The sequence below is a fragment of the Streptomyces sp. NPDC059895 genome, from assembly GCF_042731035.1.
Lineage (GTDB): Bacteria > Actinomycetota > Actinomycetes > Streptomycetales > Streptomycetaceae > Streptomyces.
Genome location: NZ_JBHWKO010000002.1, coordinates 191639 through 213650, shown reverse-complemented (window position 1 = coordinate 213650; position 22012 = coordinate 191639). Strand labels below are relative to the sequence as shown.

Annotated in this window: 18 protein-coding genes and 2 pseudogenes; 7 read left to right on the top strand and 13 right to left on the bottom strand. The window is 73.1% G+C overall.

What is annotated here, in order from left to right; all coding sequences use genetic code 11:
• The first annotated feature begins 121 nt into the window (after window positions 1–121).
• Entirely contained in the window at window positions 122–1102 is a 981-nt protein-coding gene (locus ACFV9M_RS02945) for an NAD-dependent epimerase/dehydratase family protein (RefSeq protein ID WP_385079628.1), read from the top strand.
• A gap of 41 nt (window positions 1103–1143) precedes the next feature.
• The gene (locus ACFV9M_RS02940) at window positions 1144–2343 is read left to right on the top strand and encodes a glycosyltransferase family 4 protein (RefSeq protein ID WP_385079625.1); all 1200 of its coding nucleotides are present in this window, start codon (window positions 1144–1146) and stop codon (window positions 2341–2343) included.
• A gap of 128 nt (window positions 2344–2471) precedes the next feature.
• Here ACFV9M_RS02940 and ACFV9M_RS02935 read toward each other — a convergent pair whose 3' ends face one another.
• The 3 genes from ACFV9M_RS02935 to ACFV9M_RS02925 form a co-directional block, all read right to left on the bottom strand.
• Window positions 2472–3608, bottom strand: a complete 1137-nt coding sequence (locus tag ACFV9M_RS02935; RefSeq protein ID WP_385065008.1) for a glycosyltransferase — start codon at window positions 3606–3608, stop codon at window positions 2472–2474.
• Complete coding sequence (locus tag ACFV9M_RS02930) at window positions 3605–4297, bottom strand: DapH/DapD/GlmU-related protein (RefSeq protein ID WP_385065005.1); 693 nt, start codon at window positions 4295–4297, stop codon at window positions 3605–3607. The genes ACFV9M_RS02935 and ACFV9M_RS02930 overlap by 4 nt, the downstream gene beginning before the upstream one ends.
• A 145-nt stretch (window positions 4298–4442) precedes the next feature.
• Window positions 4443–5915 (bottom strand): sugar transferase, encoded by a 1473-nt coding sequence (locus tag ACFV9M_RS02925; protein WP_385065004.1) that lies wholly within the window; start codon window positions 5913–5915, stop codon window positions 4443–4445.
• Window positions 5916–6130: 215 nt separating this feature from the next.
• On the opposite strand from ACFV9M_RS02925, the gene ACFV9M_RS02920 reads away from it, so the two are divergent.
• Window positions 6131–6346 (top strand): dodecin, encoded by a 216-nt coding sequence (locus ACFV9M_RS02920; RefSeq protein ID WP_385065002.1) that lies wholly within the window; start codon window positions 6131–6133, stop codon window positions 6344–6346.
• Window positions 6347–6379: 33 nt separating this feature from the next.
• Here ACFV9M_RS02920 and ACFV9M_RS02915 read toward each other — a convergent pair whose 3' ends face one another.
• On the bottom strand, window positions 6380–6871 hold the full coding sequence (locus ACFV9M_RS02915) for a hypothetical protein (protein WP_385064999.1): 492 nt from the start codon (window positions 6869–6871) through the stop codon (window positions 6380–6382).
• 211 nt (window positions 6872–7082) lie between these two features.
• Between ACFV9M_RS02915 and ACFV9M_RS02910 the strand changes: the two genes are divergently transcribed.
• Window positions 7083–8150, top strand: coding sequence for an LLM class flavin-dependent oxidoreductase (locus ACFV9M_RS02910; protein ID WP_385064996.1), 1068 nt, complete (start codon window positions 7083–7085; stop codon window positions 8148–8150).
• 359 nt (window positions 8151–8509) lie between these two features.
• On the opposite strand, the pseudogene ACFV9M_RS02905 reads toward ACFV9M_RS02910, so the two are convergent.
• From ACFV9M_RS02905 to ACFV9M_RS02885, 5 genes and pseudogenes are all read right to left on the bottom strand, one after another.
• Window positions 8510–9325 (bottom strand): annotated as a pseudogene (locus ACFV9M_RS02905) (lysophospholipid acyltransferase family protein); the annotation flags it as partial.
• The gene (locus tag ACFV9M_RS02900) at window positions 9325–10098 is read right to left on the bottom strand and encodes a GNAT family N-acetyltransferase (protein ID WP_385064994.1); all 774 of its coding nucleotides are present in this window, start codon (window positions 10096–10098) and stop codon (window positions 9325–9327) included. The pseudogene ACFV9M_RS02905 and the gene ACFV9M_RS02900, both read right to left, overlap by 1 nt.
• Window positions 10099–10440: 342 nt before the next feature.
• A complete protein-coding gene (locus ACFV9M_RS02895; RefSeq protein WP_385064991.1) occupies window positions 10441–11187 on the bottom strand; it encodes a succinate dehydrogenase/fumarate reductase iron-sulfur subunit in 747 nt (248 codons plus the stop codon).
• Window positions 11184–13133 carry a fumarate reductase/succinate dehydrogenase flavoprotein subunit gene (locus ACFV9M_RS02890; protein ID WP_385064988.1) on the bottom strand — a complete coding sequence of 650 codons (1950 nt, stop codon included), beginning with the start codon at window positions 13131–13133 and terminating at the stop codon, window positions 11184–11186. The genes ACFV9M_RS02895 and ACFV9M_RS02890 overlap by 4 nt, the downstream gene beginning before the upstream one ends.
• 1 nt (window position 13134) lies before the next feature.
• Complete coding sequence (locus tag ACFV9M_RS02885) at window positions 13135–13806, bottom strand: succinate dehydrogenase (protein WP_385064985.1); 672 nt, start codon at window positions 13804–13806, stop codon at window positions 13135–13137.
• A gap of 130 nt (window positions 13807–13936) precedes the next feature.
• Between ACFV9M_RS02885 and ACFV9M_RS02880 the strand changes: the two genes are divergently transcribed.
• Window positions 13937–14821, top strand: coding sequence for a LysR family transcriptional regulator (locus ACFV9M_RS02880; RefSeq protein WP_385064982.1), 885 nt, complete (start codon window positions 13937–13939; stop codon window positions 14819–14821).
• Between the two features lie 282 nt (window positions 14822–15103).
• On the opposite strand, the gene ACFV9M_RS02875 is transcribed toward ACFV9M_RS02880, so the two are convergent.
• The 3 genes from ACFV9M_RS02875 to ACFV9M_RS02865 form a co-directional block, all read right to left on the bottom strand.
• Window positions 15104–17239: a putative bifunctional diguanylate cyclase/phosphodiesterase gene (locus ACFV9M_RS02875; RefSeq protein WP_385064980.1), complete on the bottom strand. Its 2136-nt coding sequence runs from the start codon at window positions 17237–17239 to the stop codon at window positions 15104–15106.
• Window positions 17236–18048 carry an SAM-dependent methyltransferase gene (locus tag ACFV9M_RS02870; RefSeq protein WP_385064977.1) on the bottom strand — a complete coding sequence of 271 codons (813 nt, stop codon included), beginning with the start codon at window positions 18046–18048 and terminating at the stop codon, window positions 17236–17238. Before ACFV9M_RS02870 ends, ACFV9M_RS02875 begins: the two co-directional genes overlap by 4 nt.
• Before the next feature lie 274 nt (window positions 18049–18322).
• On the bottom strand, window positions 18323–19288 hold the full coding sequence (locus tag ACFV9M_RS02865) for an SCO0930 family lipoprotein (protein ID WP_385064975.1): 966 nt from the start codon (window positions 19286–19288) through the stop codon (window positions 18323–18325).
• Window positions 19289–20128: 840 nt separating this feature from the next.
• Here ACFV9M_RS02865 and ACFV9M_RS02860 point away from each other — a divergent pair.
• Window positions 20129–20257 (top strand): hypothetical protein, encoded by a 129-nt coding sequence (locus tag ACFV9M_RS02860; protein ID WP_385064972.1) that lies wholly within the window; start codon window positions 20129–20131, stop codon window positions 20255–20257.
• A 21-nt stretch (window positions 20258–20278) separates the two neighbouring features.
• Window positions 20279–21043 carry a hypothetical protein gene (locus tag ACFV9M_RS02855; RefSeq protein ID WP_385064969.1) on the top strand — a complete coding sequence of 255 codons (765 nt, stop codon included), beginning with the start codon at window positions 20279–20281 and terminating at the stop codon, window positions 21041–21043.
• A 121-nt stretch (window positions 21044–21164) separates the two neighbouring features.
• On the opposite strand, the pseudogene ACFV9M_RS02850 reads toward ACFV9M_RS02855, so the two are convergent.
• Window positions 21165–21566: pseudogene (locus ACFV9M_RS02850) on the bottom strand (hypothetical protein); the annotation flags it as partial.
• Window positions 21567–22012: the final 446 nt, after the last annotated feature.

Sequence of the window (22012 nt, the reverse complement as noted above, 5' to 3'; positions counted from 1 at the left end):
GACAAGTCTGCATAGCTTGTCGCGCAGGTCTCCGCAGGAGCCCGGCGCCGGACGGCGCCGCAGGCGGCGGAGGACCGGCTGACCGCACATCACATCTCCGGAGCACTCAGGGAGTCGCGCTATGAGCAAGCAGGTCGACGTCGTCGTCGCCGGTGGCGGGGGATTCATCGGAGGGCATCTCGTGGGCGACCTCCTCGCCCAGGGGCTGACCGTCCGCTCCATCGACATCAAGCCCCGGAACGAGTGGTACCAGCTCCACCAGGACGCCGAGAACGTGGTCGCCGACCTGTCGCTCCTGGACCGTGCGCGCGCGGGCGTCCGGGACGCCCGGCAGGTGTACATGCTGGCCGCCGACATGGGCGGCATGGGCTTCATCGAGAACAACAAGGCCGCCTGCATGATGTCGGTGCTGACCAGCACCCACATGCTCCAGGCCGCCCACGAGGCCGGCGTGGAGCGCTACTTCTACTCCTCCTCCGCCTGCGTGTACGCCGCCGGCAAGCAGACCGACCCGAACCTCACCGCCCTCAGGGAGGAGGACGCCTACCCCGCGCAGCCGGAGGACGGCTACGGCTGGGAGAAGCTGTTCTCCGAGCGCATGTGCCGCCACTACGCCGAGGACTACGGGTTCGTCACCCGCGTCGCCCGGTACCACAACGTGTACGGCCCGCACGGCACCTGGACCGGCGGCCGGGAGAAGGCCCCGGCCGCGGTGTGCCGCAAGGTGGCCGAGGCGGTCGTCTCCGGCGACCACCGGATCGAGATCTGGGGCGACGGCCTGCAGAGCCGCTCCTTCATGTACATCGACGACTGCCTCCACGGCAGCCAGATGATCATGAACGGGGACAGCGGCGTCCCGGTCAACCTCGGCTCCTCGGAGCTGGTCACCATCAACCAGCTCGTCGACGTCGTCGAGCGGATCGCGGGCGTGCGCTGCGAGCGCAGCCACCGGCTCGACGCCCCGCAGGGCGTGCGCGGCCGCAACTCGGACAACACCCTGATCCGCGAGATCCACGGCTGGGAACCGGCCGTCTCCCTGCTCGACGGCCTGGAGCGGACCTACGCCTGGGTCTACGACCAGGTCAAGCGCTCCCAGCAGTGAGACCCGACCGAGAACGCCGCGCACCGGGACCCGGAGAGCCGATGAGGATCCTCGTCCACGACTACAGCGGCCACCCGTTCCAGGCGCAGCTGAGCCGGGAACTGGCGCGCCGCGGCCACGACGTCGTCCACTCGACGTGCACCGCCTACGTCTCCGGCAAGGGCAACCTCGCCGGAGGCGCCCCGGGCCTGCGCTTCGCCACCATCGGGAACGGCACCGCGCTCAGGAAGGAGGCCTACTTCCACCGGCTCCGCCAGGAGACCCTGCTGGGCCTGGAGCTGGCCCGGCAGGTACGGCGGGAGAAGCCCGACGTGGCGATGCTCTCCAACCTGCCCATCCCGGTGCTGGTGGTGGCGGCGGCCGTGCTGCGGCGGCTGCGCATCCCCTGGGTGCTGTGGCACCAGGACGTGACCGCCGTCGCGCTGGAGAGCTTCGCCGCCGCCGACGTGGCGAGGACGATGGGGCTCGCCGCCAAGGTCTTCGGGGCGGGCGAGAAGTGGTCGGCGCGCCGGGCCGCGGCCATCGTGGTGATCGCCGAGTCCTTCGTGCGGATCCACCGGCGGTGGGGCACCGCGGGCAAGGTCACCGTCATCCCCAACTGGGCGCCGCTGGACGAGATCGTCCCCGTCGACCGGGCCAACGCCTGGTCGGCCGAGCAGGGTCTGGACGGGGTGCGGACGGTGCTGTACTCCGGCACGCTGGGCCTGAAGCACCACCCGGTGCTGCTGGTGCAGCTGGCCGAGCGGCTGCGGGACCGGGGCACGCCGGTCCGGCTCGTCGTCGTCAACGACGGCCCGGCCGTGCCCGTGCTCCGGCAGGCCGCGGCCGCCCGCGGGGTGGACCTGACCCTGCTGCCCTTCCAGCCCTACGAGCGGCTGCCCGAGGTGCTGGGCACCGGCGACCTCCTCGTCGTCCTCCTGGCGGCGGACGCCGGCGAGTTCTCCGTACCGTCCAAGACACTGTCGTACCTGTGCGCGGGGCGCCCGGTGCTCGGTCTGATGCCCGCGGGCAATCTGGCCGCGCACCTGCTCCGCCAGGCGGGGTCCGCGGTCTTCCCGCCGGAGGAGTCCGCACTCGACGAGGCCTGCGCCTGGGTCCAGGAGGTGCTGTCCGACCCGGCGCGCGCCGAGTCGCTGGGCAAGGAGAGCCGCGCCCTGGCGGAGCGGGAGTTCTCCCTGGAGGACTGCGCCTCCCGCTTCGAGGACATCCTCCGCACGGTCGGCCGCGCCCCGGCGCGCTGACGCCCCGCCGTGCCGCCGGCCACCGCGGGCCAGCCGTTGCGACGGCGGGCCCGCGGTGGCCGGCGCCGGGCTTTTCCGGGTCGTCCCCGTCGGCGCCGGGCCGTGCGTGCCGTCCGTGCGGTGGGGGGTTACCGATGTCGTCCGGGTGCGGGACGGTCTTGGTAGACGTCCTCGAGCCGGTCCGCGACCGCGCGGATCGAGAAGACCTCGTCGATCGCGCGGCGGCCGGCCTCGGCCAGCCGCTCGCGCAGGTCCTCGTCGGCGAGGAGCAGGCACACCGCGTCGGCCAGGGCCTCCGGGCTGCCGTCGGTGACGAGCGCCGCGTCCCGGCGCGCCAGTTCGGCCGCGATGCCGCTGCTGTCCGTGCACACCACCGGCGTGCCCTCGGCCAGCGCTTCCAGGACGGTCATCGGGAACGGCTCCCGCACGCTCGGCAGGACGTAGACGGCGGCCCTGCGGTAGGCCTCCAGCGCCGCGGAGTGCTCCAGCGCGCCGCCGTAGGTGACCACGTCGGTCAGCCCGCGGTCCGCGACGAGCCGCCGCACCGCCGGCAGGGAGCCCTCGTCCGCGCCGTAGAGCGTGAAGCGCGCCTCGGCCATCTCCTTGTGGACCAGGGCGGCCATCTCGACGAAGGCCTCGGGGCGTTTGCGCGGGTGGAGGCGGGCCAGGAAGATCACCTCGTGGTCGTCGCGCCGCCGGGCACCCGTCTCGCCACCGCCCACGCGCAGCCCGTTGGGCAGGGACACCAGCGGTGGCCGGGCCGGGCCCAGTACCTCGGTCAGCGCCCGCCGCTCCCGCTCGGTGAGGACCAGGCAGCACCGCGCCCGGCGCAGCAGGGGCACGAAGAGGCGGTCGAAGACCCGGGCGACGGTCGCGGTGCGGGGCTCGACCATGCCGTGCGTCTGGGTGACGAAGAGGGTGCGCCGCAGCCGGGCGACGGCGAGCGCGGCGAGGGAGACGAGGTCGCGTCCCGCGTGCACGTGGACGGCGTCGGCGTGTCCCATGGCCCGCCACAGGTCCCGCAGCAGCAGCGGGTGCATCAGGCCGAGGCAGCCCTGGCCGGGCACGACGCGCCACGCCGGACGGGAGACGAACCGGACGGCGCCGATGCGCCCGGCGGCGGGTGTCCTGCCCCGCCACAGCGACACCAGCGTCACGTCGTGGCCGCGGGCGGCGCACTCCTCGAGCTGGGCGACGGCCACGCTCGTCGGTCCGCCGAACGCGCCGTCGTCACTGACGAGCGTGACCACATGGACCAGTCTCATGCCGTGGCTCCCTTCGCCTCAGGGGTGGACACGGCGGTCGCGCCGGACGCGCCGGACCCGGACGGGTCCGTTGCGGGCGTCCCGCCCGCCGTCAGGACCGCGCCCGGCGCGAGGTCCCGGTGGGCGACGGCCCCGGCGCCGACCACGGCGCCCCGGCCGACGGTGACGCCCCGCAGCACGACCGCGCGGGCGGCGACCCAGCTGCCCGGCTCCAGCCGGATGGGGCCGTTGTCGAACTCGAACGTGGCGGAACGGCGGCGGTGGCTGCCCGTGCAGAGCAGCGCGCTCTGCGAGACGCAGCAGTCGCTGCCGATCGTGACCGGTTCGAGGTTGAGGATCCAGGCGTCCTCGCCGATCCACACGTCGTCGCCGACGTCCAGCTTCCAGGGCCAGTGGACGCGCACCCCGCGCCGGATCAGCACCCGCCGTCCGACGCGGGCGCCGAACGCGCGCAGCAGGGCCGGCCGCCAGCGCGCCGGGAACCACCACTTGACGAACAGCAGGTGGCAGGCGGCGAACCAGGCGGCCTGGACCGGCAGCGGACGCCCCTTGTCGTATCCGGCGCCGGTGAAGCCGCGCAGCGACCACGCCACCGCGGACCGGTGGGCGCCGGCACCGGCGGGGCCGTCCGAGGGCGGGGCCGGCGCGCGCTGTGCGGCGGTGGGGTGTGCGGCTGAGGTCTGTGCCATGGCGGTGTCCCTTCCCGAGGGCCAAGACGTCCCCGTCGCCGCGATCCTTCACGTCGCCCGGGGCGGATCCGCCGCGTTCACCGCGTGTTGGCCGCAGACGTGCCCGGATGGCGGATGCGGTCCGGGAAGGGGACCGCATCCGTCCTCAGTAGGCGCCCTGTCCGTCCAGTACGACGCGCAGGGTGCGGGCCATGACGTTCATGTCGCCGGCCAGCGACCAGTTGTCGACGTAGCGCAGGTCGAGGGCGACCGTCTCGCGCCACGACAGGTCCGACCGGCCGCTCACCTGCCACAGGCCGGTCAGGCCCGGCTTGATGCTGAGCCGGCGCATCTCGACGCCGTTGTACTTGGCGACCTCCTCGGGCAGCGGGGGGCGCGGACCGACCAGGGACATGTGGCCGAACAGGATGTTGAACAGCTGGGGCAGCTCGTCCAGCGAGTAGCGGCGCAGGACGCGTCCCACCCGGGTGACCCTCGGGTCCTGGCGCATCTTGAACATGTGCCCGTCGTTCTCGTTCTGCGCCTCCAGCCCGCTCTTCATCCGGTCGGCGCCGACCACCATCGTGCGGAACTTCCACATGGGGAACGGCTCCCCGTTGCGGCCGACCCGGGTCTGGCGGTACAGGATCGGACCGGGCGAACCGAGCCGGACGGCGAGGGCGAGCAGGAACAGCAGCGGCGAGAACAGGGCGATCAGCGCCAGGGCGCCCAACCGGTCCACGAGCGACTTCGCCACGGTGTGCGCACCGCGTTGCAGCGGTGGCGCGATGTGCAGCAGCGTCAGGCCGGCCGCCGTGGTCAGCCGCACCCGACGGCGTGACACCTCGACGATGCCGGGCAGCACCATGAGGGAGCGGCCCTGGTCGTGCAGTGCCCAGGACAGCCGGCGCACCCGCTCGCCGGACAGGTACGGGCCGGGCGCCACGAACACCAGGTCGGCCGCGAGTTCGTCGGCCGCCCCGAGTACGGCCGTGGCGTCCTCCTCGGGCGCCTCGGGCGCCGCGCGGGGCAGCCGGACGCACTCCGGCACCCCGGAGCGGACCTCGCCGTCGCCCACCGGGCAGGCGCCGACGACCACGTACTCGTGGTCGGTGCGCTGGGCGAGCTGCTCGACCACGGCGTCGACGGTGGAGGCCTCGCCGACGACCAGCACGTGCCGCAGGGCGCGGGCGTCCCGGCGGGCGGCCAGCAGGTGACGGTGGATCAGCTTCTGGCTGACGCCCGTCAGGACCAGCGCGGGGATCAGCGCCGTGAACGCCTCGGCGGGGACGCTGTCCAGCCCGCAGACCACGCGCAGCGTCGCCAGGGCGCCGACCAGGACGAGCCAGTCCCGTATCACCGCCCTCAGGCCGCCTCCGTCGCCCCAGTTCTGGTGGGTGTACCGCTTGCTCACCACCCCGATGAGGGGCCACAGCAGGGCGGCGACGGCCGCGTAGCGCAGCGGGTGGGGTTCGTGGACCTCCACGAACGCCGCCGCGACCGGCAGGGCCGCGGCCAGGAGATCGACACCCACCGCGAAGGGGGCGTACCAACGGGCCCTCGTCTCCTCGCGGTGGATGGGGTGGCGCGCCACGGGGACCGGCGCCTGTCGGGACATCGCGTTTCTGAACCGCCGCATGGTCTCCTTCAAACCCCCAATCACGGATCGCGGGTACGGCTGTTGGAGCTTCGACGCAGACAGCCACACCCCCAGCAACATGATCCTTATATCATCAGATAGATAGGAATATCCCCTTTGACGCCTCGCGTTCTGTCGTGCCGTGGGGCACCGTGGAGTGACGCGGCGACGCGTGCACCGCGCGACGCGAGCACGGCCGCGGAGAGGAGCCCCGTATGTCGAACCACACCTACCGGGTCACGGAGATCGTCGGCACCTCGCCGGACGGCGTCGACCAGGCGATCCGCAACGGCATCACCCGGGCCTCGCAGACCCTGCGCAACCTCGACTGGTTCGAGGTCACCCAGGTGCGCGGCCAGATCGAGGACGGCGACATCGCCCACTGGCAGGTGGGCCTGAAGGTCGGCTTCCGTCTGGAGGAGTCGGGGTGACGGGCCTCGGGCCGCACCCCCGGGTCCGCACGCTCAGGTGCGGCCCTCCCGCTCCTGCGCCACCCGCAGGGCGGCCGAGGGCTGCGTCCAGCGCGCCCGGACCACCGTGAAGCCGGCCTGTTCGGCGTCGTCGCAGACCAGGTCGTCGTCGTCCACGAGGACCCGCACCTCCCGGTCGCGGGCCAGCCGGCGCAGCGTCTCCAGCTTGGTGCGGCGGGCCGGCCGGCGGTCGTCGTCGCGGCGCATGTACACCCGCCCGGCGGGCAGCCCGTGCCGCTCCAGCCACTCCAGGGTGTCCCGTCGGCAGCGCTCGGGCCGCCCGGTCAGGTAGACGACCTCGCACTCCCCCGCGCGCTCCACGGCCATCGCCACGCCCTCGGGGAGCGGCGGGTCCTGCGGCGCGGCCGCGAAGAAGGCGTCCCACTGCCGTGGCCTGCACTCCAGGAAGCGCTGCCGATGGGTGGTGTCGGCGAGGGTGTTGTCCAGGTCGAACACGGCGATCGGCCGCCTGCGGGTGTCGGTCACCCCCTCACCCTAGGGGGCACACCCTCGCCCTAGGGGTCCCCCCGCCGCCCGGCAACCGGCCTGAGCGGGCAGGACCGGCCGGGAGAGCGGCCAGAGGTCCGGCCAGAGGTCCGGCCGGGGGTCCGGCCAGAGGTCCGGCCGGGGGTCCGGCCAGAGGTCCAGCCGGGGGTCCGGCCGGGAATCCCGTGGGGGGCGCGCTGTTGAACCCTTCATGACCTCCGCGATCGCCTCGGCCCGATTCTCCGTCCTCGACCGCTCCCGTGTCCGTGAGGGCCACACCGGCGCCGAGGCGCTGCGGGACACCGTGCGGATGGCACAGGAGGCGGAACGGCTGGGCTACCACCGTTTCTGGGTGGCGGAGCACCACGGGGTGCCCGGGGTCGCCGGCTCCGCGCCGACGGTCCTGGCCGCCGCGGTGGCCGGCGCGACGCGGGCCATCCGGGTCGGCACCGGCGGAGTGATGCTGCCCAACCACCGGCCGCTGGTCGTGGCCGAGCAGTTCGGCGTCCTGGAGTCCCTGTTCCCGGGGCGGATCGACATGGGCCTGGGCCGCTCGGTGGGCTTCACCGACGGCGTGCGCAGGGCCCTGGGGCGCGACAAGGACGACGCCGACGACTTCGCCGGGCAACTTCAGGAACTGCTGGGCTGGTTCCGGGGCACGTCCCCGACCGGCGTGCACGCCCGGCCCACCGAGGGCCTGACGGTGCCGCCGTTCGTGCTGGCCATGGGCGAGGGCGCCCGGATCGCGGCGGAGGCGGGCCTGCCGATGGTCATCGGGGACCTCCGCGACCGCGACAGGATGCGGCGTGGCATCGACCGCTATCGCGCCCGTTTCCGGCCCTCCCCCTGGGCGGCGGAGCCGTACGTCGTCGTCTCGGGCACGGTCGCGGTGGCCGGCACCCCCCGGGAGGCCCGCCGGCTGCTGCTCCCCGAGGCCTGGTCGATGGCGTACGCGCGCACCCACGGCACCTTCCCGCCGCTGCCGCCCGCCGAGGAGGCCGAGGCCCGCGCCATGACCGCGAAGCAGCGCGGCCTCTTCGAGGCGGGCCTGACCGGCCACATCGCGGGCACCGAGGACGAGGTGGCCCCCGCGCTGGAGGCCCTGCTGGCGGAGACCGGCGCGCAGGAGGTCCTCGTCACCACCAGCACCCACGACCGTGCGGCCCTGCTGGACTCCTACCGGCGCCTGGCCGGGATCGTGCACCCGGGGCGGACCGCCGCCGACACGGGCGGGCAGCCGGGGAGGACCACCGCCGACACGGGGGCGCCCCTCGCCTGAGCGGCGCGCCGCGGGGGCCGCCGCACGGCGAGCCGGCGGCCGCCGCGCGGTGGTCGACGGCCGCCGCGCGGACAGCAGCGGGTCCGCTATCCGCTCGTCGCGTGACGGCCCCGGTCCGGCACAGGAATCGCGTCCCCCGGGTGCGGCCCGTCACGCCGCACGGGACACGCGCCCACCGCGTCGGAACCGCCCTCCGGCGGGCGAGAGGCGCGCACCGCGTCGGGCCCGCCCTCCCGCAGGCGAGACGCGTCCGCCACGCCCGGCACACCTGTCCCCACGCGAGACGCGTCCGCCACGCCCGGCACACCCTCCCCCACGCGAAACGCGTGCACCGTGTCCCGCCCGCCCTCCGCCGCGTGGGAGGTGGCCGTCGTGTGCGGCCCCAGTACCCGCGCCCCGGCGGCGGCCGCGAGTTGTTTGCGGTCCGGGTGGGCCTCCGGCGGGATCGACGGCAGCACCTCCACCTCGGCCACCAGTCCCCGCGCCGTCGCCACCCGCCAGAGCGAGGCGAGCAGGGAGTCGTCGCCGACGAAGGCGGGCACCGTGCTGGCCCCGCCTCCCTCCGCCCGGTACCGGATGCGCACCGGTTGGACGGGGACCCGCGCGTCCAGGGCCGCCTGGAACACGGCCCGCCGGAAGTGGCCCTGGGCCCGGCCGCACCAGGTGCTGCCCTCGGGGAACACCGCGACGGCCCGTCCGGCGCGGAGTGTCCGGGCGATCCGGTCGACCGTGGCGGGCAGGGCGCGCAACCGGTCGCGGTCGATGAACAGGACACCGGCCCGGGCGGCGATCGCCCCCGCCACCGGCCACCGCCGGATCTCGGTCTTGGCGAGCATCCGGGCCGGGCGGACGGCGGCCAGCAGGGGGATGTCCAGCCAGGAGATGTGGTTGGCCACCAGCAGCAGCCCGCCGGCGGGCGCGGCGGCGCCGGTCGTACGGACCCGTACGCCCGCCGCCCGCACGACCGCCCGGCTCCACCCCCGTACCGCACCGGCCGGGATCCTCCCCCACAACCGGGGGCACCCACTGCCGAGCGTCGACAGCAGGACCCCGGTGAGGACGAGCAGCACCACCGCCACGAGCCGCGGCACGGCCCGCGGGACGGCGGTGACGGATCCCGTCGCCTCCACGCACGCCCGCGGGGTGCAGGGCGCGCCGGGCAGCCAGACGCTCATCAGGCCGGGACGAGGGAGAGGAAGTGCCGCAGGTAGCGGGGGTTGACCCGGCGCATCGACAGCAGCACGTACAGGTCGGCGACCCCGAAGTCGGGGTCGTGGGCGGGCTCGGCGCACACCCAGGCGCCGAGGCGGAGGTAGCCGCGCAGCAGGGCGGGCAGTTCGGTGCGGGCGGGCGGTGCGACGTCCGCCGGCGGCGTCCACGGCAGCAGCGGCCGTACGCGGAACTCCTCCGGCGCCAGGTGCTTGTCGCGCACCCGGTCCCAGGTGCCGGCCGCGAGGGTGCCGCCGTCGGCGAGCGGGACGGAGCAGCAGCCGGCCAGCCACTCGTGGCCGCGGTCCACCATGTAGCGGGCGATGCCGGCCCAGATGAGCCCGATGACGGCGCCGTCGCGGTGGTCGGGGTGCACGCAGGAGCGGCCGACCTCGACGAGTTGGGGCCGGATGCCGTCCAGCGCGGTCAGGTCGAACTCGCCCTCGGAGTAGAGGCGCCCGGCGACCGCGGCGCGTTCGGGCGGCAGCAGCCGGTAGGTGCCGACGACCTGCCCGGTGCCGGTGTCGCGCACCAGCAGGTGGTCGCAGTAGGCGTCGAAGGGGTCGACGTCGAGGCCGGGCTGCGCGGAGGTGAGCAGGGCGCCCATCTCGCCGGCGAAGACGTCGTGCCGCAGCCGCTGCGCGGCCCGTACGTCGGCCTCGTCGCGGGCGAGGGTGACGGTGTAGCGGGCCGGCGCGGTGCTCTGCGGGGGACGGTCGAGGGTGGAAATCCCGGTCATGGCACTCTCCTGGTCACGGGCCGGAAATGGGGACGGCACCCGGTGGGCCGGGGAGATCCGGCCCGCCGCCCCTGTTCTTCCGATGCCGATTGGCGTGTACGTGACCTGTGCCAGGAGAGTGGATGTGCGGATGTTGAACGGCACGGACGCGTTCCGGGCGTCCATGTTCCGGTGCCCGGACCGTCAGCCGAAACCCGCGGCGCCGTTCACCTGGAAGCCAGACGGGGCCGGGGATGAGCACCACTCCCGGCCCCGCCCGTCCACCGTCTTCTCCGGCGAACGTCTGTCACGCCCGTACCGGCGCTCCGATGCGCCTGTGCCGGCGCTCCTGCGCGCCCCCTGTCAGCGCTTGGCCTTGCGGGTGGCCCGCAGCCATTCCTTGTTCATGCCGGTGATGGAGACCAGAGGGATGCCCTTGGGGCAGGCGGTCGCGCACTCACCGGCGAGCGTGCAGCCGCCGAAGCCCTCGGCGTCCATCTGCGCCACCATGTCCAGCACCCGGGTCTCCCGCTCGGGCGCGCCCTGCGGCAGGACGTTCAGGTGGTTCACCTTGGCGGAGGTGAAGAGCATCGCCGCGCCGTTCGGGCACGCGGCCACGCACGCCCCGCACCCGATGCACTCCGCGTGCTCGAAGGCGAGGTCGGCGTCCGGCTTGGGCACCGGCGTGGCGTGCGCCTCGGGGGCGGCACCCGTCGGCGCGGTGATGTAGCCGCCCGCCTGGATGATCCGGTCGAAGGCCGACCGGTCCACGACCAGGTCCTTGACCACCGGGAACGCCGAGGCCCGCCACGGCTCGACGTCGATCGTGTCGCCGTCCCGGAAGGAGCGCATGTGCAGCTGGCAGGTGGTGGTGCGCTCGGGGCCGTGGGCGTCGCCGTTGATGACGAGGGAGCAGGCGCCGCAGATGCCCTCGCGGCAGTCGTGGTCGAAGGCGACCGGGTCCTCGCCGCGCAGGATGAGTTCCTCGTTGAGGGTGTCGAGCATCTCCAGGAAGGACATGTCAGGCGAGATGCCGTCCACCTCGTACGTGGACATGGCGCCGTCGGCGTCGGCGTTCTTCTGCCGCCAGACGCGCAGGGTGAGCTTCATGCGTAGCTCCGCTGAGTGGGGTGGACGTACTCGAAGACCAGGTCTTCCTTGTGCAGGACGGGCGCCTCGCCGGTGCCGGTGAACTCCCAGGCGGCCGCGTAGGCGAACTCCTCGTCCCTGCGGGCGGCCTCGCCGTCCGCGGTCTGCGACTCCTCGCGGAAGTGGCCGCCGCAGGACTCGGAGCGGTGCAGGGCGTCGAGGCACATCAGCTCGGCGAGCTCCAGGTAGTCGACGACGCGGTTGGCCTTCTCCAGCGACTGGTTGAACTCCTCGCCGGTGCCGGGCACCTTGATGCGCCGCCAGAACTCCTCGCGGATCTGCGGGATGCGCTCCAGCGCCTTGCGCAGTCCGGCATCCGTGCGGGCCATGCCGCAGAACTCCCACATCAGCTCGCCGACCTCGCGGTGGAAGGAGTCGGGCGTGCGGTCGCCGTCCACGGACAGCAGCAGGTCGAGGCGGTCCTGGGTCTCGGCCAGCACCTCCCGCACGGCCGGGTGCTCGTCGGTGACCTCGCCCTGGCGCGGGTTGCGGGCGAGGTAGTCGTTGATGGTCGCCGGCAGCACGAAGTAGCCGTCGGCCAGGCCCTGCATCAGCGCGGACGCGCCGAGCCGGTTGGCGCCGTGGTCGGAGAAGTTGGCCTCGCCGATCGCGAACAGGCCGGGGACGGTGGTCTGGAGGTCGTAGTCGACCCACAGGCCGCCCATGGTGTAGTGCACGGCCGGGTAGATGCGCATCGGCACCTCGTACGGATCCTCGTCGGTGATCCGGTGGTACATGTCGAAGAGGTTGCCGTACTTGGCCTCCACGGCCTTGCGGCCCATGCGCTTGATGGCGTCGGCGAAGTCCAGGTAGACGCCCTGGCCGCCGGGGCCGACGCCCCGGCCCTCGTCGCAGACGTTCTTCGCGGCGCGGGAGGCGATGTCGCGCGGGACCAGGTTGCCGAAGGAGGGGTAGATGCGCTCCAGGTAGTAGTCGCGCTCGTCCTCGGGGATCTTGTTGGCCGGCCGGTCGTCGCCCTTGGCCTTCGGCACCCAGATGCGGCCGTCGTTGCGCAGCGACTCGCTCATCAGGGTGAGCTTGGACTGGTGGTCGCCGGTGCGCGGGATGCAGGTGGGGTGGATCTGGGTGAAGCAGGGGTTGGCGAAGTGGGCGCCGCGCCGGTGCGCCCGCCACACGGCGGTGGCGTTGGAGTTCATGGCGTTCGTCGACAGGTAGAAGACGTTGCCGTAGCCGCCGCTGGCGAGGACGACGGCGTCCGCGTAGTACGTGTCGATCTTGCCCGTGATCAGGTCGCGCGCCACGATGCCGCGCGCCCGTCCGTCGATCACGATCAGGTCGAGCATCTCGGTGCGCGGGTGCAGCTCGATGTTCCCGGCCGCGATCTGCCGGGACAGCGCCTGGTAGGCGCCCAGCAGCAACTGCTGGCCCGTCTGGCCGCGGGCGTAGAACGTGCGGGACACCTGGACGCCGCCGAAGGAGCGGGTGTCCAGCAGACCGCCGTACTCGCGGGCGAAGGGCACGCCCTGCGCCACGCACTGGTCGATGATCTCGACGGAGATCTGCGCGAGGCGGTGCACGTTGGACTCGCGCGCCCGGAAGTCGCCGCCCTTGACGGTGTCGTAGAACAGCCGGTGGACGGAGTCGCCGTCGTTGCGGTAGTTCTTCGCGGCGTTGATGCCGCCCTGCGCGGCGATGGAGTGGGCCCGGCGCGGGGAGTCCTGGTAGCAGAACTGGACGACGTGGTAGCCCTGTTCGGCGAGGGTGGCCCCGGCGGAGCCGCCGGCCAGGCCGGTGCCGACGACGATGACGGTGTGCTTGCGCCGGTTGGCGGGGTTGACCAGCTTGGCCTCGAAGCGGCGCTTGTCCCAGCGTTCGCCGATCGGGCCGGACGGTGCCTTGGTGTCGGCGACCGGCTCGCCGGTCAGGTAATCGGTGTACGAGGTCATGTCAGCTCACCACTCCGGTCATGACGGCCACGGGGACGGCGACGAAACCGGCCGTGAGCACCAGCGCGAGGACGTCGGCGACGGTCTTGAGGGCGCGGTCGCGGCTGCGGCTTCCGGCGCCGAGGGTCTGGGCGGCGCTCCAGAAGCCGTGCCGGACGTGCAGGCCGAGGGCGAGCATCGCGACGATGTAGATCACGTTGCCGTACCAGGTGGAGAAGGTGTCCACGATGTTCTGGTACGGGTGGCCCTCCTGGAAGCCGCCGGAGTGCACGGTCCCGGTCGTCAGGTCCAGGATGTGCCAGACGATGAACAGGCCGAGGATGATCCCGCCCCAGCGCATGGTGCGGGTGGCGTAGCTCGCCCGCGGCTTCTTGTGGACGTACTTGTTCGGGCGCGCCTTGATGTCGCGGCGGCTGAGCTGGTACGCGGAGACGGCGTGGGCGACCACGGCGACGACCAGCACCACCCGGACCAGCCACAGGGTCCACTCGTAGTGCATGAACGGCTCGCCGACCGTGCGCAGCCAGTGCGCGTAGTGGTTGAACTCCTCCGCTCCGAAGAAGATCTTCAGGTTGCCGATCATGTGGACGACCAGGTACAGCAGCATGATCAGACCGCTGACGGCCATCACCGTCTTCTTGCCGACGGAGGAGTCCCACACGGTGCGTGCCATGGACGGCCGTCGGTCCGTCCGCGTTGCCAGAGCCATGGACGAGACGCTAGGGCCGAACGACCCCATCGGTCCAAGACATGGTCCAGCTCGTTTCCATAGCCGATGCCTATGGAAGCCGTATGCTGGCGGGATGCAGTTCCAGCAGCTCCAGTACTTCGTGGCGGTGGCCGAGACCCGGCACTTCACCCGCGCCGCCGACCTCGTACACGTCGCGCAGCCCTCGCTGTCGCAGCAGATCAAGTCGCTGGAGCGGGAGTTGGGAGCCGATCTGTTCCTGCGGGCGCGCGGCAACATCACCCTCACCGACGCGGGCGAGGCGCTGCTGCCGCTGGCCCGGCGGATCCTGGCGGACGCCGAGACGGCGCGGTACGAGGTGCAGGAACTCGTGCAGCTGCGCGGCGGCCGGGTGCGGCTCGGCGCGACCCCGAGTCTGTGCACGGGCCTGCTGCCGGACGTGCTGCGCGCCTTCCACGACCGGTACCCGGGCATCCGCCTGCTGATCGAGGAGGGCGGCTCGCACGACCTGGTCCGCGGGCTGGCCCGCGGCGCCCTGGATCTCGCCCTGGTCGTCCTGCCCCTGCCGACGCCCTCCCCCGCCCTGACGACGGTGGAGCTGCTGCGCGAGGACCTCGTGGTGGTCTCCTCCCCGGAGGCGCCGCGGCCGGGCAACGGCCGGCGCACGGTCCGCGTCGCCGACCTGGAGGGCGAACGCCTGGTGATGTTCCGCCACGGCTACGACCTGCGCGAGCTGACCGTCGCCGCCTGCCGCGCGGAGGGCTTCGAGCCGGACTTCGCGGTGGAGGGCGGGGAGATGGACGCGGTGCTGGGCTTCGTGCGGGCGGGGCTGGGCGTGGCGGTCGTCCCGCGCATGGTGGCGGCCCGGTCGGGGCGCGGACTGCGGGTGACCCCGCTGGCCCGTCCCGGGCTGCACCGGACGATCGCGCTGGCCCACCGCAGCGATGTGGCCCCGCCGCGGGCGGCCCGGGAACTCCAGCGGATGCTGCTGGAGCGGTGACCCGCGCGGCACGGCGGGGGCGGGGGCGGTGACGTCGCGTCGTCCGGTCGGGCGTCGCACCGCCGGCCCCCGCTCCGCGCCGCACCCCCGCCGTACCCGCCCTCAGCCGTCACGCGGCCCGGCGCCGCACCGCCCCGCAGCCCGCGCCGCACCGCCTCACGGCCCGTGGTGCCGGCCGCCGGCCGGCGTCTCCGGGCGGGAGCCCGAAGGACCCGACGGACCCGGCGAACCCGACGGACCCGACGGACCCGGCGAACCCGCCAGCCCCGGCGGGCCCCGGCCTCACCCCGTGGCGTCCACCAGGGCCAGGTCGTGCAGCCGCTCGGGCGGGCCCGGGCGGGCGTAGTACCAGCCCTGGGCCGTGTCGCAGCCCAGTATCCGCAGCTGTTCGGCCTGGGCGCCGGTCTCCACGCCCTCGACGGTCACCGCCAGGTCCAGGCTGTGCGCCAGGGAGACGATCCCCTCGACGATCTTGAGGTCGACGGGGTCGGCCGGGAACTGCTGCATGCTCTGGGTGAAGGACCGGTCCAGCTTGAGCACGCTCACCGGCAGCCGGCGCAGGTTGGCGAGGTTGGAGTAGCCGGTGCCGAAGTCGTCCAGGGCGATGTCGACGCCCATCTCGGCGAGCCGGCGCAGCGGCTTGAGCAGGTCGTCGTCGGCGCCGATCAGGGCGGACTCGGTGACCTCCAGGCACAGGGCCTCGGGCTCGACGCCCGCGCGCTCGAGGATGTCGACGGTGTCCTGCACCAGTCCGGGGTGGGTGAGCTGGCACGGGGAGAGGTTGACGTTGATGCGCAGGGGGCTCGTGTCCCCACTGCGTTCCCGCCACGCGCGGGCCTGGCGCACCGACTGCTCCAGGACCCAGCGGCCCAGCGGCACGATCAGCCCGGTGCGCTCGGCGAGCGGGATGAACCGGTCGGGGCCGAGCACGCCGTGCTGCGGGTGCAGCCAGCGCACCAGGGCCTCCGCGCCGCGCACGCTGCTGTCCCCGAGGTGGACCAGGGGCTGGTACTCGATGAAGAACTCGCCCCGCTCCAGGGCGACCGGGAGGGAGGTGGTCAGACCGTGCCGGGTGATCGCGCGGGCGTCGGCCTCGGGGTCGGCGAGCTCGAAGCGGTTGCCGCCCGCAGATTTGGCCCGGTACATGGTGATGTCGGCGCTGCGCAGCACCTCGGCGGGGCTGCGCTCCCCCGCCGGGCCCTCCACGATGCCGATGCTGCCGCGCACGGTCAGCTCCCGGCCCTCGATGCGCACGGGCGCCAGCAGGGCGTTCATGATGCGCGCGGCGAGCTCGTCGACCTCGCGGCGGGTGTCGGGGCCGGTGGTCAGCGCCACGAACTCGTCGCCGCCGAGCCGGGCGACCATCTCGCCCGGCGCGGTCGCGCAGGACTGGAGCCGGTCGGCGACCTCGACGAGCAGCCGGTCGCCGGCCGCGTGGCCGAGGCTGTCGTTGATGGTCTTGAAACCGTCCAGGTCCAGGTAGCACAGGCCGAAGCGCTGGCCCTGGCCGGCGGCCAGCGCCTTCTCCAGGCGTTCGAAGAACAGGGTGCGGTTGGGCAGGCCGGTGAGCGCGTCGTGGGTGGCCTCGTAGCGCAGCCGCAGGTTGAGCAGGCGACGCTCGGTGGTGTCCTCCATGAGCGCCAGCTGGTACTGCGGGTTGCCGTCCGCGTCGCGCAGCAGGGAGACCGTCAGGTTGGTCCACAGGACCGTTCCGTCAGGGCGGTAGAACGCCTTCTCCACGTGGTAGTGCTCGCGTTCGCCGCGCACCAGCTCCTCGTAGAGCCGCCAGACCTGGGGCGCGTCCTCGGCGTGCGTCCACGCGCGGACGTTGCGGCCGCGCAACGACTGCTCGCCGCCGCCGAACATGCGCAGCATCGCCCCGTTGACCTGGAGGACGGTGCCGTCCAGGTCGGCGATGCCGATCCCTATGGCGGCGCCCTCGAAGACGGCGCGGAAGCGGGCCTCGCTGGCGTGCAGCGCCTGGGCCACCACGCCCTGCGCCTGGAGCGCCGCCTGGGCGATGGCCTCCTGCTCGGCCAGGGTGCGCTCCCGCAGCGCCTGCGCGAACCCGGCGGCCATGGCGTGCTGGAGCCGGGAGCAGCGCGTGCGCAGGTCCTCCTGGGGCCCGTCCTCACCGCAGTAGAGCACCAGGTAGGCGTCGACGCAGTCCAGGCTGTGGCCGAGTGCCTCCGGGTCGGTGCAGTGCGCGTCGACCAGCGCGGCACCGATCGCCTTCGCGGTCTCGGCCTCGAACGTCCTGGCGCGCAGTGCCGTGCTCAACCGCCGGGCCAGCGGCAGCAGTCGCTCCTCGAACTCCGGCCTGGTCAGCGACGTCGAGGTCACCGGGTACACGGCCCGGCTCCAGATCGTCGCGAACCGCCGCAGTCTGTCCTCCGGCCCGTCCGGCTCGGCGATCACGAAGTACGCCCCACGCCCGCGAATCCGGAGAAGGCGTACGGATCCTCGTCCTCCGGCGCTGTCTCCGGCCGCCAGCGCGGCATCGGCACCAGTCCCGGTTCCACCATCTCGTACCCCTCGAAGAACCGCGCGATGTCGTCGCGCGAGCGCATGATCAGCGGGTTGCGAATGTCCTGGTACACGTCCACCGCGCCGCCGGCCCGCTCGGGCGGCAGCGGTATGCCCTCGTACGAGGCGTGTGTGAGGACGAGCAGGCTGCCGGGCGCGAGCGCGGCGGTCAGCTCGGCCACCGCCGCGTACGGGTCGTCCTCGTCCTCCACGAAGTGCAGTATGGCAACGAGCAGCAGGGCCACCGGCCGGTCCAGGTCGAGCAGGTGCTCCACCTGGGGGCTGGTCAGGATCTCCCACGGCTTGCGCAGGTCGGCGGCGACGACGTCCGCGTCCTCGTTGCCCTCCAGCACCGCCTGGCTGTGCGCGACGGCCACCGGGTCGTGGTCGACGTAGACGACCCGGGCGCCGGGGCTGGCCTCCTGGGCCACCTCGTGGACGTTGCCGAAGGTGGGGATGCCCGACCCGATGTCGAGGAACTGGGTGATGCCCTCGCCGGCCGCGTACCGCACCGCACGGCGCATGAACGCCCGGTTCGCCTGCATGATCTTGGGGAGTCCCGGCAGGAACTCCATGGCCCTGCGGGCCGCTTCCCGGTCGACCTCGAAGTTGTGCGAACCGCCCAGGTAGTAGTCGTAGATCCGCGAGACACTGGGCACGGAGATGTCGACGCTCCGTGGAGCCCAGGCGGTTCGCTCCATCTGTCTCTCCAAGGCGTAGGCGATCCGGTGTTCGAGCAGAGGCTACTGATCGCCCGCCAAACGGGCGAGCCGAAACGGAAATTGACCGTCCGTTCCCGGTCACTGCCTGCGGCACGTGCCGCGTCGCTCTCCCCGAAGAAGCTCACGCAAAGTACCCGACGGAGGACGGGGCCGACAGCACAGTGGTCCGCCCCCTCCGTGCGGCGCGGAGGGGGCGGACCGGGGGTCGGACGTGCCGGGACAGGTACGGGGACCGGCCCTGGGGAGGCGATCCCTACTGCTCCGGCGCACCGACCAGCTCGCCGTCGGGGGCCACGGCGTACCACGTGCCGCCGACCCCCTGGCCGTTGATGTCCCCCGGAGCCTTGTCACCGGAGAAGGTGTAGATCGGCGAGCAGTTGACCGTCATCTGCTTGATGCCGTCCGGCCGGGTGAAGCTCATCAGGCCCTTTTTCTGGACGCCTTCGGTGTCGTCGGTGGCGACCGGGGCGACGGCCGGCCACTTCTCCAGGCAGGCGCCCAGGCACTCGGTCACCGGTTCGGGCCACGCCTGGTCCTTCACGAAGCGGTAGACCGTCATGCCGTTCTTGTCGACGACGATCTCGCCGAGGTTGGCGTCCTTGCGCACGGACAGCCCGGGCAGGTCGGACACCTTGGCCTTCTTGCCGTCGGGGGCCAGCGCGAACCACTTGCCGCCCACGCCCTGGCCGTTGGTGTCCCCGGCGTCGGTGTCCTTGGCGTAGCGGTAGACCGGCCAGCCGTCGACGGTGAGCTGCTTGGTGCCGTCGGACCGGGTGACCTCGCCGAGCAGCGACTTGTCGATGCCGTCGCCCGCCGTGGCGTCGTCGGCGGGCACGGGCGGCCAGGTCGTCGCGCAGTCGCCGTCGCAGTTGGACTTGGGCGGTTCCGCGGTGTCCGCGTCGAAGCGGTACAGGGTCATGCCGTCGGCGTCGATGAGCACCTTGCCGAGTTCCGCGTTGGCGGAGACGGCCAGCTCACCCGCGGTGCCCGCCCCCGCGGCCGCCCCGGTGCCGCCCGCGGCCGCCGAGGCGCTGGGGCTGATGCCGGCGCCGACCCCGCCGTAGCCGCTGCCCACGCCCGCGATGCTGCCGGCCTGAGCGGTGGCCCCCACGTTCTGGCTCGCGTTCGACGATCCGTTTTCCTGACCGCACGCCGTCGTCAGCGCCAGAACGGACACGGCGCTCGCCACGAGTGCGGCGCTCCGCCAGGAGGTCTTCATCGTCAACAACTCCCCGATCATCACAAGGGTGTTGCAGCGCCCTGCTGCGCCGCCGCACGGCCATGGGTACGCACGTCGGTGGTCGTTGTGTTCAACCGCGGCAGGAAATTCTTTCCGCCGCCTGTGACCGGGCCCGTTCACCCCCAACGCATTCGTACACACGTACGGTGGGCCGGACAGGCGAGCGCGCTCCGGCCGGACCACCGGGGGCGAATGTCCTTCGTTCGGGGAATTGACTCCCGCGCGCGGGCGTGCACGCGGGCGAGTGGCCGCATGATCTCCGTCGTGCATGGACTCGAAACGACCCGATCCGCCCTCGTCGCCCGGGCGTTGGCCCTGACGACCGCGGCCTGGATCCTGGCGGCCGCGCCGGCGGGTACGGCCGCGGCCGACGCCTGTGCGTACGCCTCGACGGGCCCGGACGGCACCGAGGCGGTCGCGGTCGCGGGGAAGCCCCCGTGGCCGACGTCGCCGGCGTGCCCGGTTCCGACCCCGACGCCCACCCCGACCCCCACCCCGCCCAAGCCGAAGCCTCCGCCGAAGCCGACCCCTCCGCCTCCCCCTCCGCCCGAGCCGACGCCTCCGCCGAAGCCGACACCGACACCGACGCCGACGCCGACGCCGACGCCGAGCCCGACACCGACGCCGAGCCCTACGCCGAAGCCGCCGCCCAAGCCCGCGCCGTCCCCTCGGCCGGCCCGTCCCCCCGCCCCCGCACCGCCGCGGCCGGCCCCGGCCGTCGTACCACCGGCTCCCGCCCCGGCTCCGACACCCACCCCGACCCCGAAGCCGACCCCGAAACCGACCCCGAAGCCCACGCCGCGCCCCTCGGTGACTCCCGTGCACTACCCCGCGTACCACACCTCGCCGCGCCAGCGGCCCACCCGCCACGGCCCCTCGCCGGTCACCTACGTCCTGCTCATCACCGCGCCCGCGGTGGTCGCCGTCGCCGCGCTGCGGCCGCGTTAACGCCGACCCTGGAGGCATCTCTTGCCGGAATGGCTTGTTCTCACCCTCGCGATGCTCGCCGCCTGCGCGGTGGTGGTCGTCATCACCCTCGTGCGGCACCGCACGGCGTCGGAGGACGAGGACCCCTCGGAGACCCCTGACGTCATCGAGTACATGACGATGTGGATCGGCGTGGTGTACGCCATCGTCCTGGGCCTGGCCATCGCCGGGGTCTGGGAGGCCCGTGGCGTCGCGCAGGACCACGTACAGACGGAGGCCCAGGCACTGCACGAGATCTCGGAGCGGGTGCGGGTGTACCCGGCCGACGTCCGTGACCGTGTTCGGGAGGATGTCAACGCCTATGTCGGACACGTCGTCAGCACCGAGTGGAAGGTGATGGCCGACAAGGGGGAGGTGACCCGGCGCGGCGACGAGCTCCTCGGGCGCCTGCGCGCGGACCTCACCGACTACCAGCCGAAGTCCGACTTCGAGGCGCAGGCCTACCAGCCCCTGCTGGACCAGATGGCCGTCGCGGACCAGGCACGCAACGCCCGGGCGGGCTCGATGGATCCCACGATGCCCGGTGTGGTGTGGTTCGGGCTGGTCATCGGGGCCGTCATCACCATCGGCATGGTCTTCGCGCTCCAGATCCGGCGCACCATGCGCGAGCTGATCCTGGCGGGGCTCTTCTCGGCGCTGATCGCCTTCCTTCTCTTCCTGATCTGGGACTTCGACGCGCCCTACAGCCGGGGCATCACCGCGACCACCGAACCCTTCCTGGCCCTCTTCCCGGGCGCCGGGGACTGACGCCCTCCCGCGGCCGGAGTCCGGCGCCGGCGGCATGGCAGGCCTTCGCCCCGGATCCCGGGAGGGACCGGGGCGAAGGCCTGTGCCGCGCGCGGCCCACGGGGCGTCCCTGACCGCACTGTCAGGAGCGGCGTTCGGCGCGGCGCCGCATCCAGAAGACTCCGCCGCCGATGACGGCCGCGGCGACGAGCCCGCCGCCGATGGCGATGTCGGCCGGGGTGGCGCCGCTGGAGCTGCTGCCACCGAGACCGCCGCGGACGCCGCCGATGACGGTGAAGGCGGCCGGGTTCGTCAGGGTGCGGCCGTTGCAGTTGACGGTGATGCTGTGCGAGCCCGGGCTCGCGTTGCTGTTGACCGTGGTGGTGCCCCGCGACGTTCCGCCGGCGCCGTTGATCGGCGACAGGTTGGCCCTGCGGAAGGCGTCCGAGGTCATGGTGCCGCCGTTGCGGCAGCCGTCGACCGTGACGGTCAGCTGCCCACCGGGGGCCACGACGTTGGGCAGCGCGACGATGTTGCTCGGGGACAGCCCGAAGTGGTTGTTGCCGTTGCCGCCGAGGTTGCCGCCCTGGCCGCCGTTGTTGCCGCCGTGGCCTCCGTTGTTACCGCCGTTGCCGTTGTTGCCGTTGTTGCCGTTCCCGTTGTTGCCGTTCCCGTTGTTGCCGTTACCGCCGTTCCCGTTCCCGTTGCCGCCGAAGTTGTTGTTGCCGTTCCCGTTCCCGTTACCGTTACCGTTACCGCCGAAGTTGTTGTTGCCGTTCCCGTTCCCGTTCCCCCCGAAGTTGTTCCCGTTCCCCCCGAAGTTGTTCCCGTTCCCCCCGAAGTTGTTCCCGTTGCCGTTGCCCCCGTTCCCGTTACCGCCATTCCCGTTACCGTTGCCGTTTCCACCGCCGCCGTTACCGTTGCCGCCACCCCCGCCGCCGCCACCCCCGTTGCCGTTCCCGTTACCGCCGTTCCCATTCCCCCCGTTGC

Bases quoted from the DNA above. Each gene is read 5' to 3' on its own strand.
- ACFV9M_RS02945 (WP_385079628.1), top strand. From the start codon at position 122: ATGAGCAAGCAGGTCGACGTCGTCGTCGCCGGTGGCGGGGGATTCATC.
- ACFV9M_RS02940 (WP_385079625.1), top strand. From the start codon at position 1,144: ATGAGGATCCTCGTCCACGACTACAGCGGCCACCCGTTCCAGGCGCAG.
- ACFV9M_RS02935 (WP_385065008.1), bottom strand. From the start codon at position 3,608: ATGAGACTGGTCCATGTGGTCACGCTCGTCAGTGACGACGGCGCGTTC.
- ACFV9M_RS02930 (WP_385065005.1), bottom strand. From the start codon at position 4,297: ATGGCACAGACCTCAGCCGCACACCCCACCGCCGCACAGCGCGCGCCG.
- ACFV9M_RS02925 (WP_385065004.1), bottom strand. From the start codon at position 5,915: ATGCGGCGGTTCAGAAACGCGATGTCCCGACAGGCGCCGGTCCCCGTG.
- ACFV9M_RS02920 (WP_385065002.1), top strand. From the start codon at position 6,131: ATGTCGAACCACACCTACCGGGTCACGGAGATCGTCGGCACCTCGCCG.
- ACFV9M_RS02910 (WP_385064996.1), top strand. From the start codon at position 7,083: ATGACCTCCGCGATCGCCTCGGCCCGATTCTCCGTCCTCGACCGCTCC.
- ACFV9M_RS02900 (WP_385064994.1), bottom strand. From the start codon at position 10,098: ATGACCGGGATTTCCACCCTCGACCGTCCCCCGCAGAGCACCGCGCCG.
- ACFV9M_RS02895 (WP_385064991.1), bottom strand. From the start codon at position 11,187: ATGAAGCTCACCCTGCGCGTCTGGCGGCAGAAGAACGCCGACGCCGAC.
- ACFV9M_RS02890 (WP_385064988.1), bottom strand. From the start codon at position 13,133: ATGACCTCGTACACCGATTACCTGACCGGCGAGCCGGTCGCCGACACC.
- ACFV9M_RS02885 (WP_385064985.1), bottom strand. From the start codon at position 13,806: ATGGCACGCACCGTGTGGGACTCCTCCGTCGGCAAGAAGACGGTGATG.
- ACFV9M_RS02880 (WP_385064982.1), top strand. From the start codon at position 13,937: ATGCAGTTCCAGCAGCTCCAGTACTTCGTGGCGGTGGCCGAGACCCGG.
- ACFV9M_RS02870 (WP_385064977.1), bottom strand. From the start codon at position 18,048: ATGGAGCGAACCGCCTGGGCTCCACGGAGCGTCGACATCTCCGTGCCC.
- ACFV9M_RS02865 (WP_385064975.1), bottom strand. From the start codon at position 19,288: ATGAAGACCTCCTGGCGGAGCGCCGCACTCGTGGCGAGCGCCGTGTCC.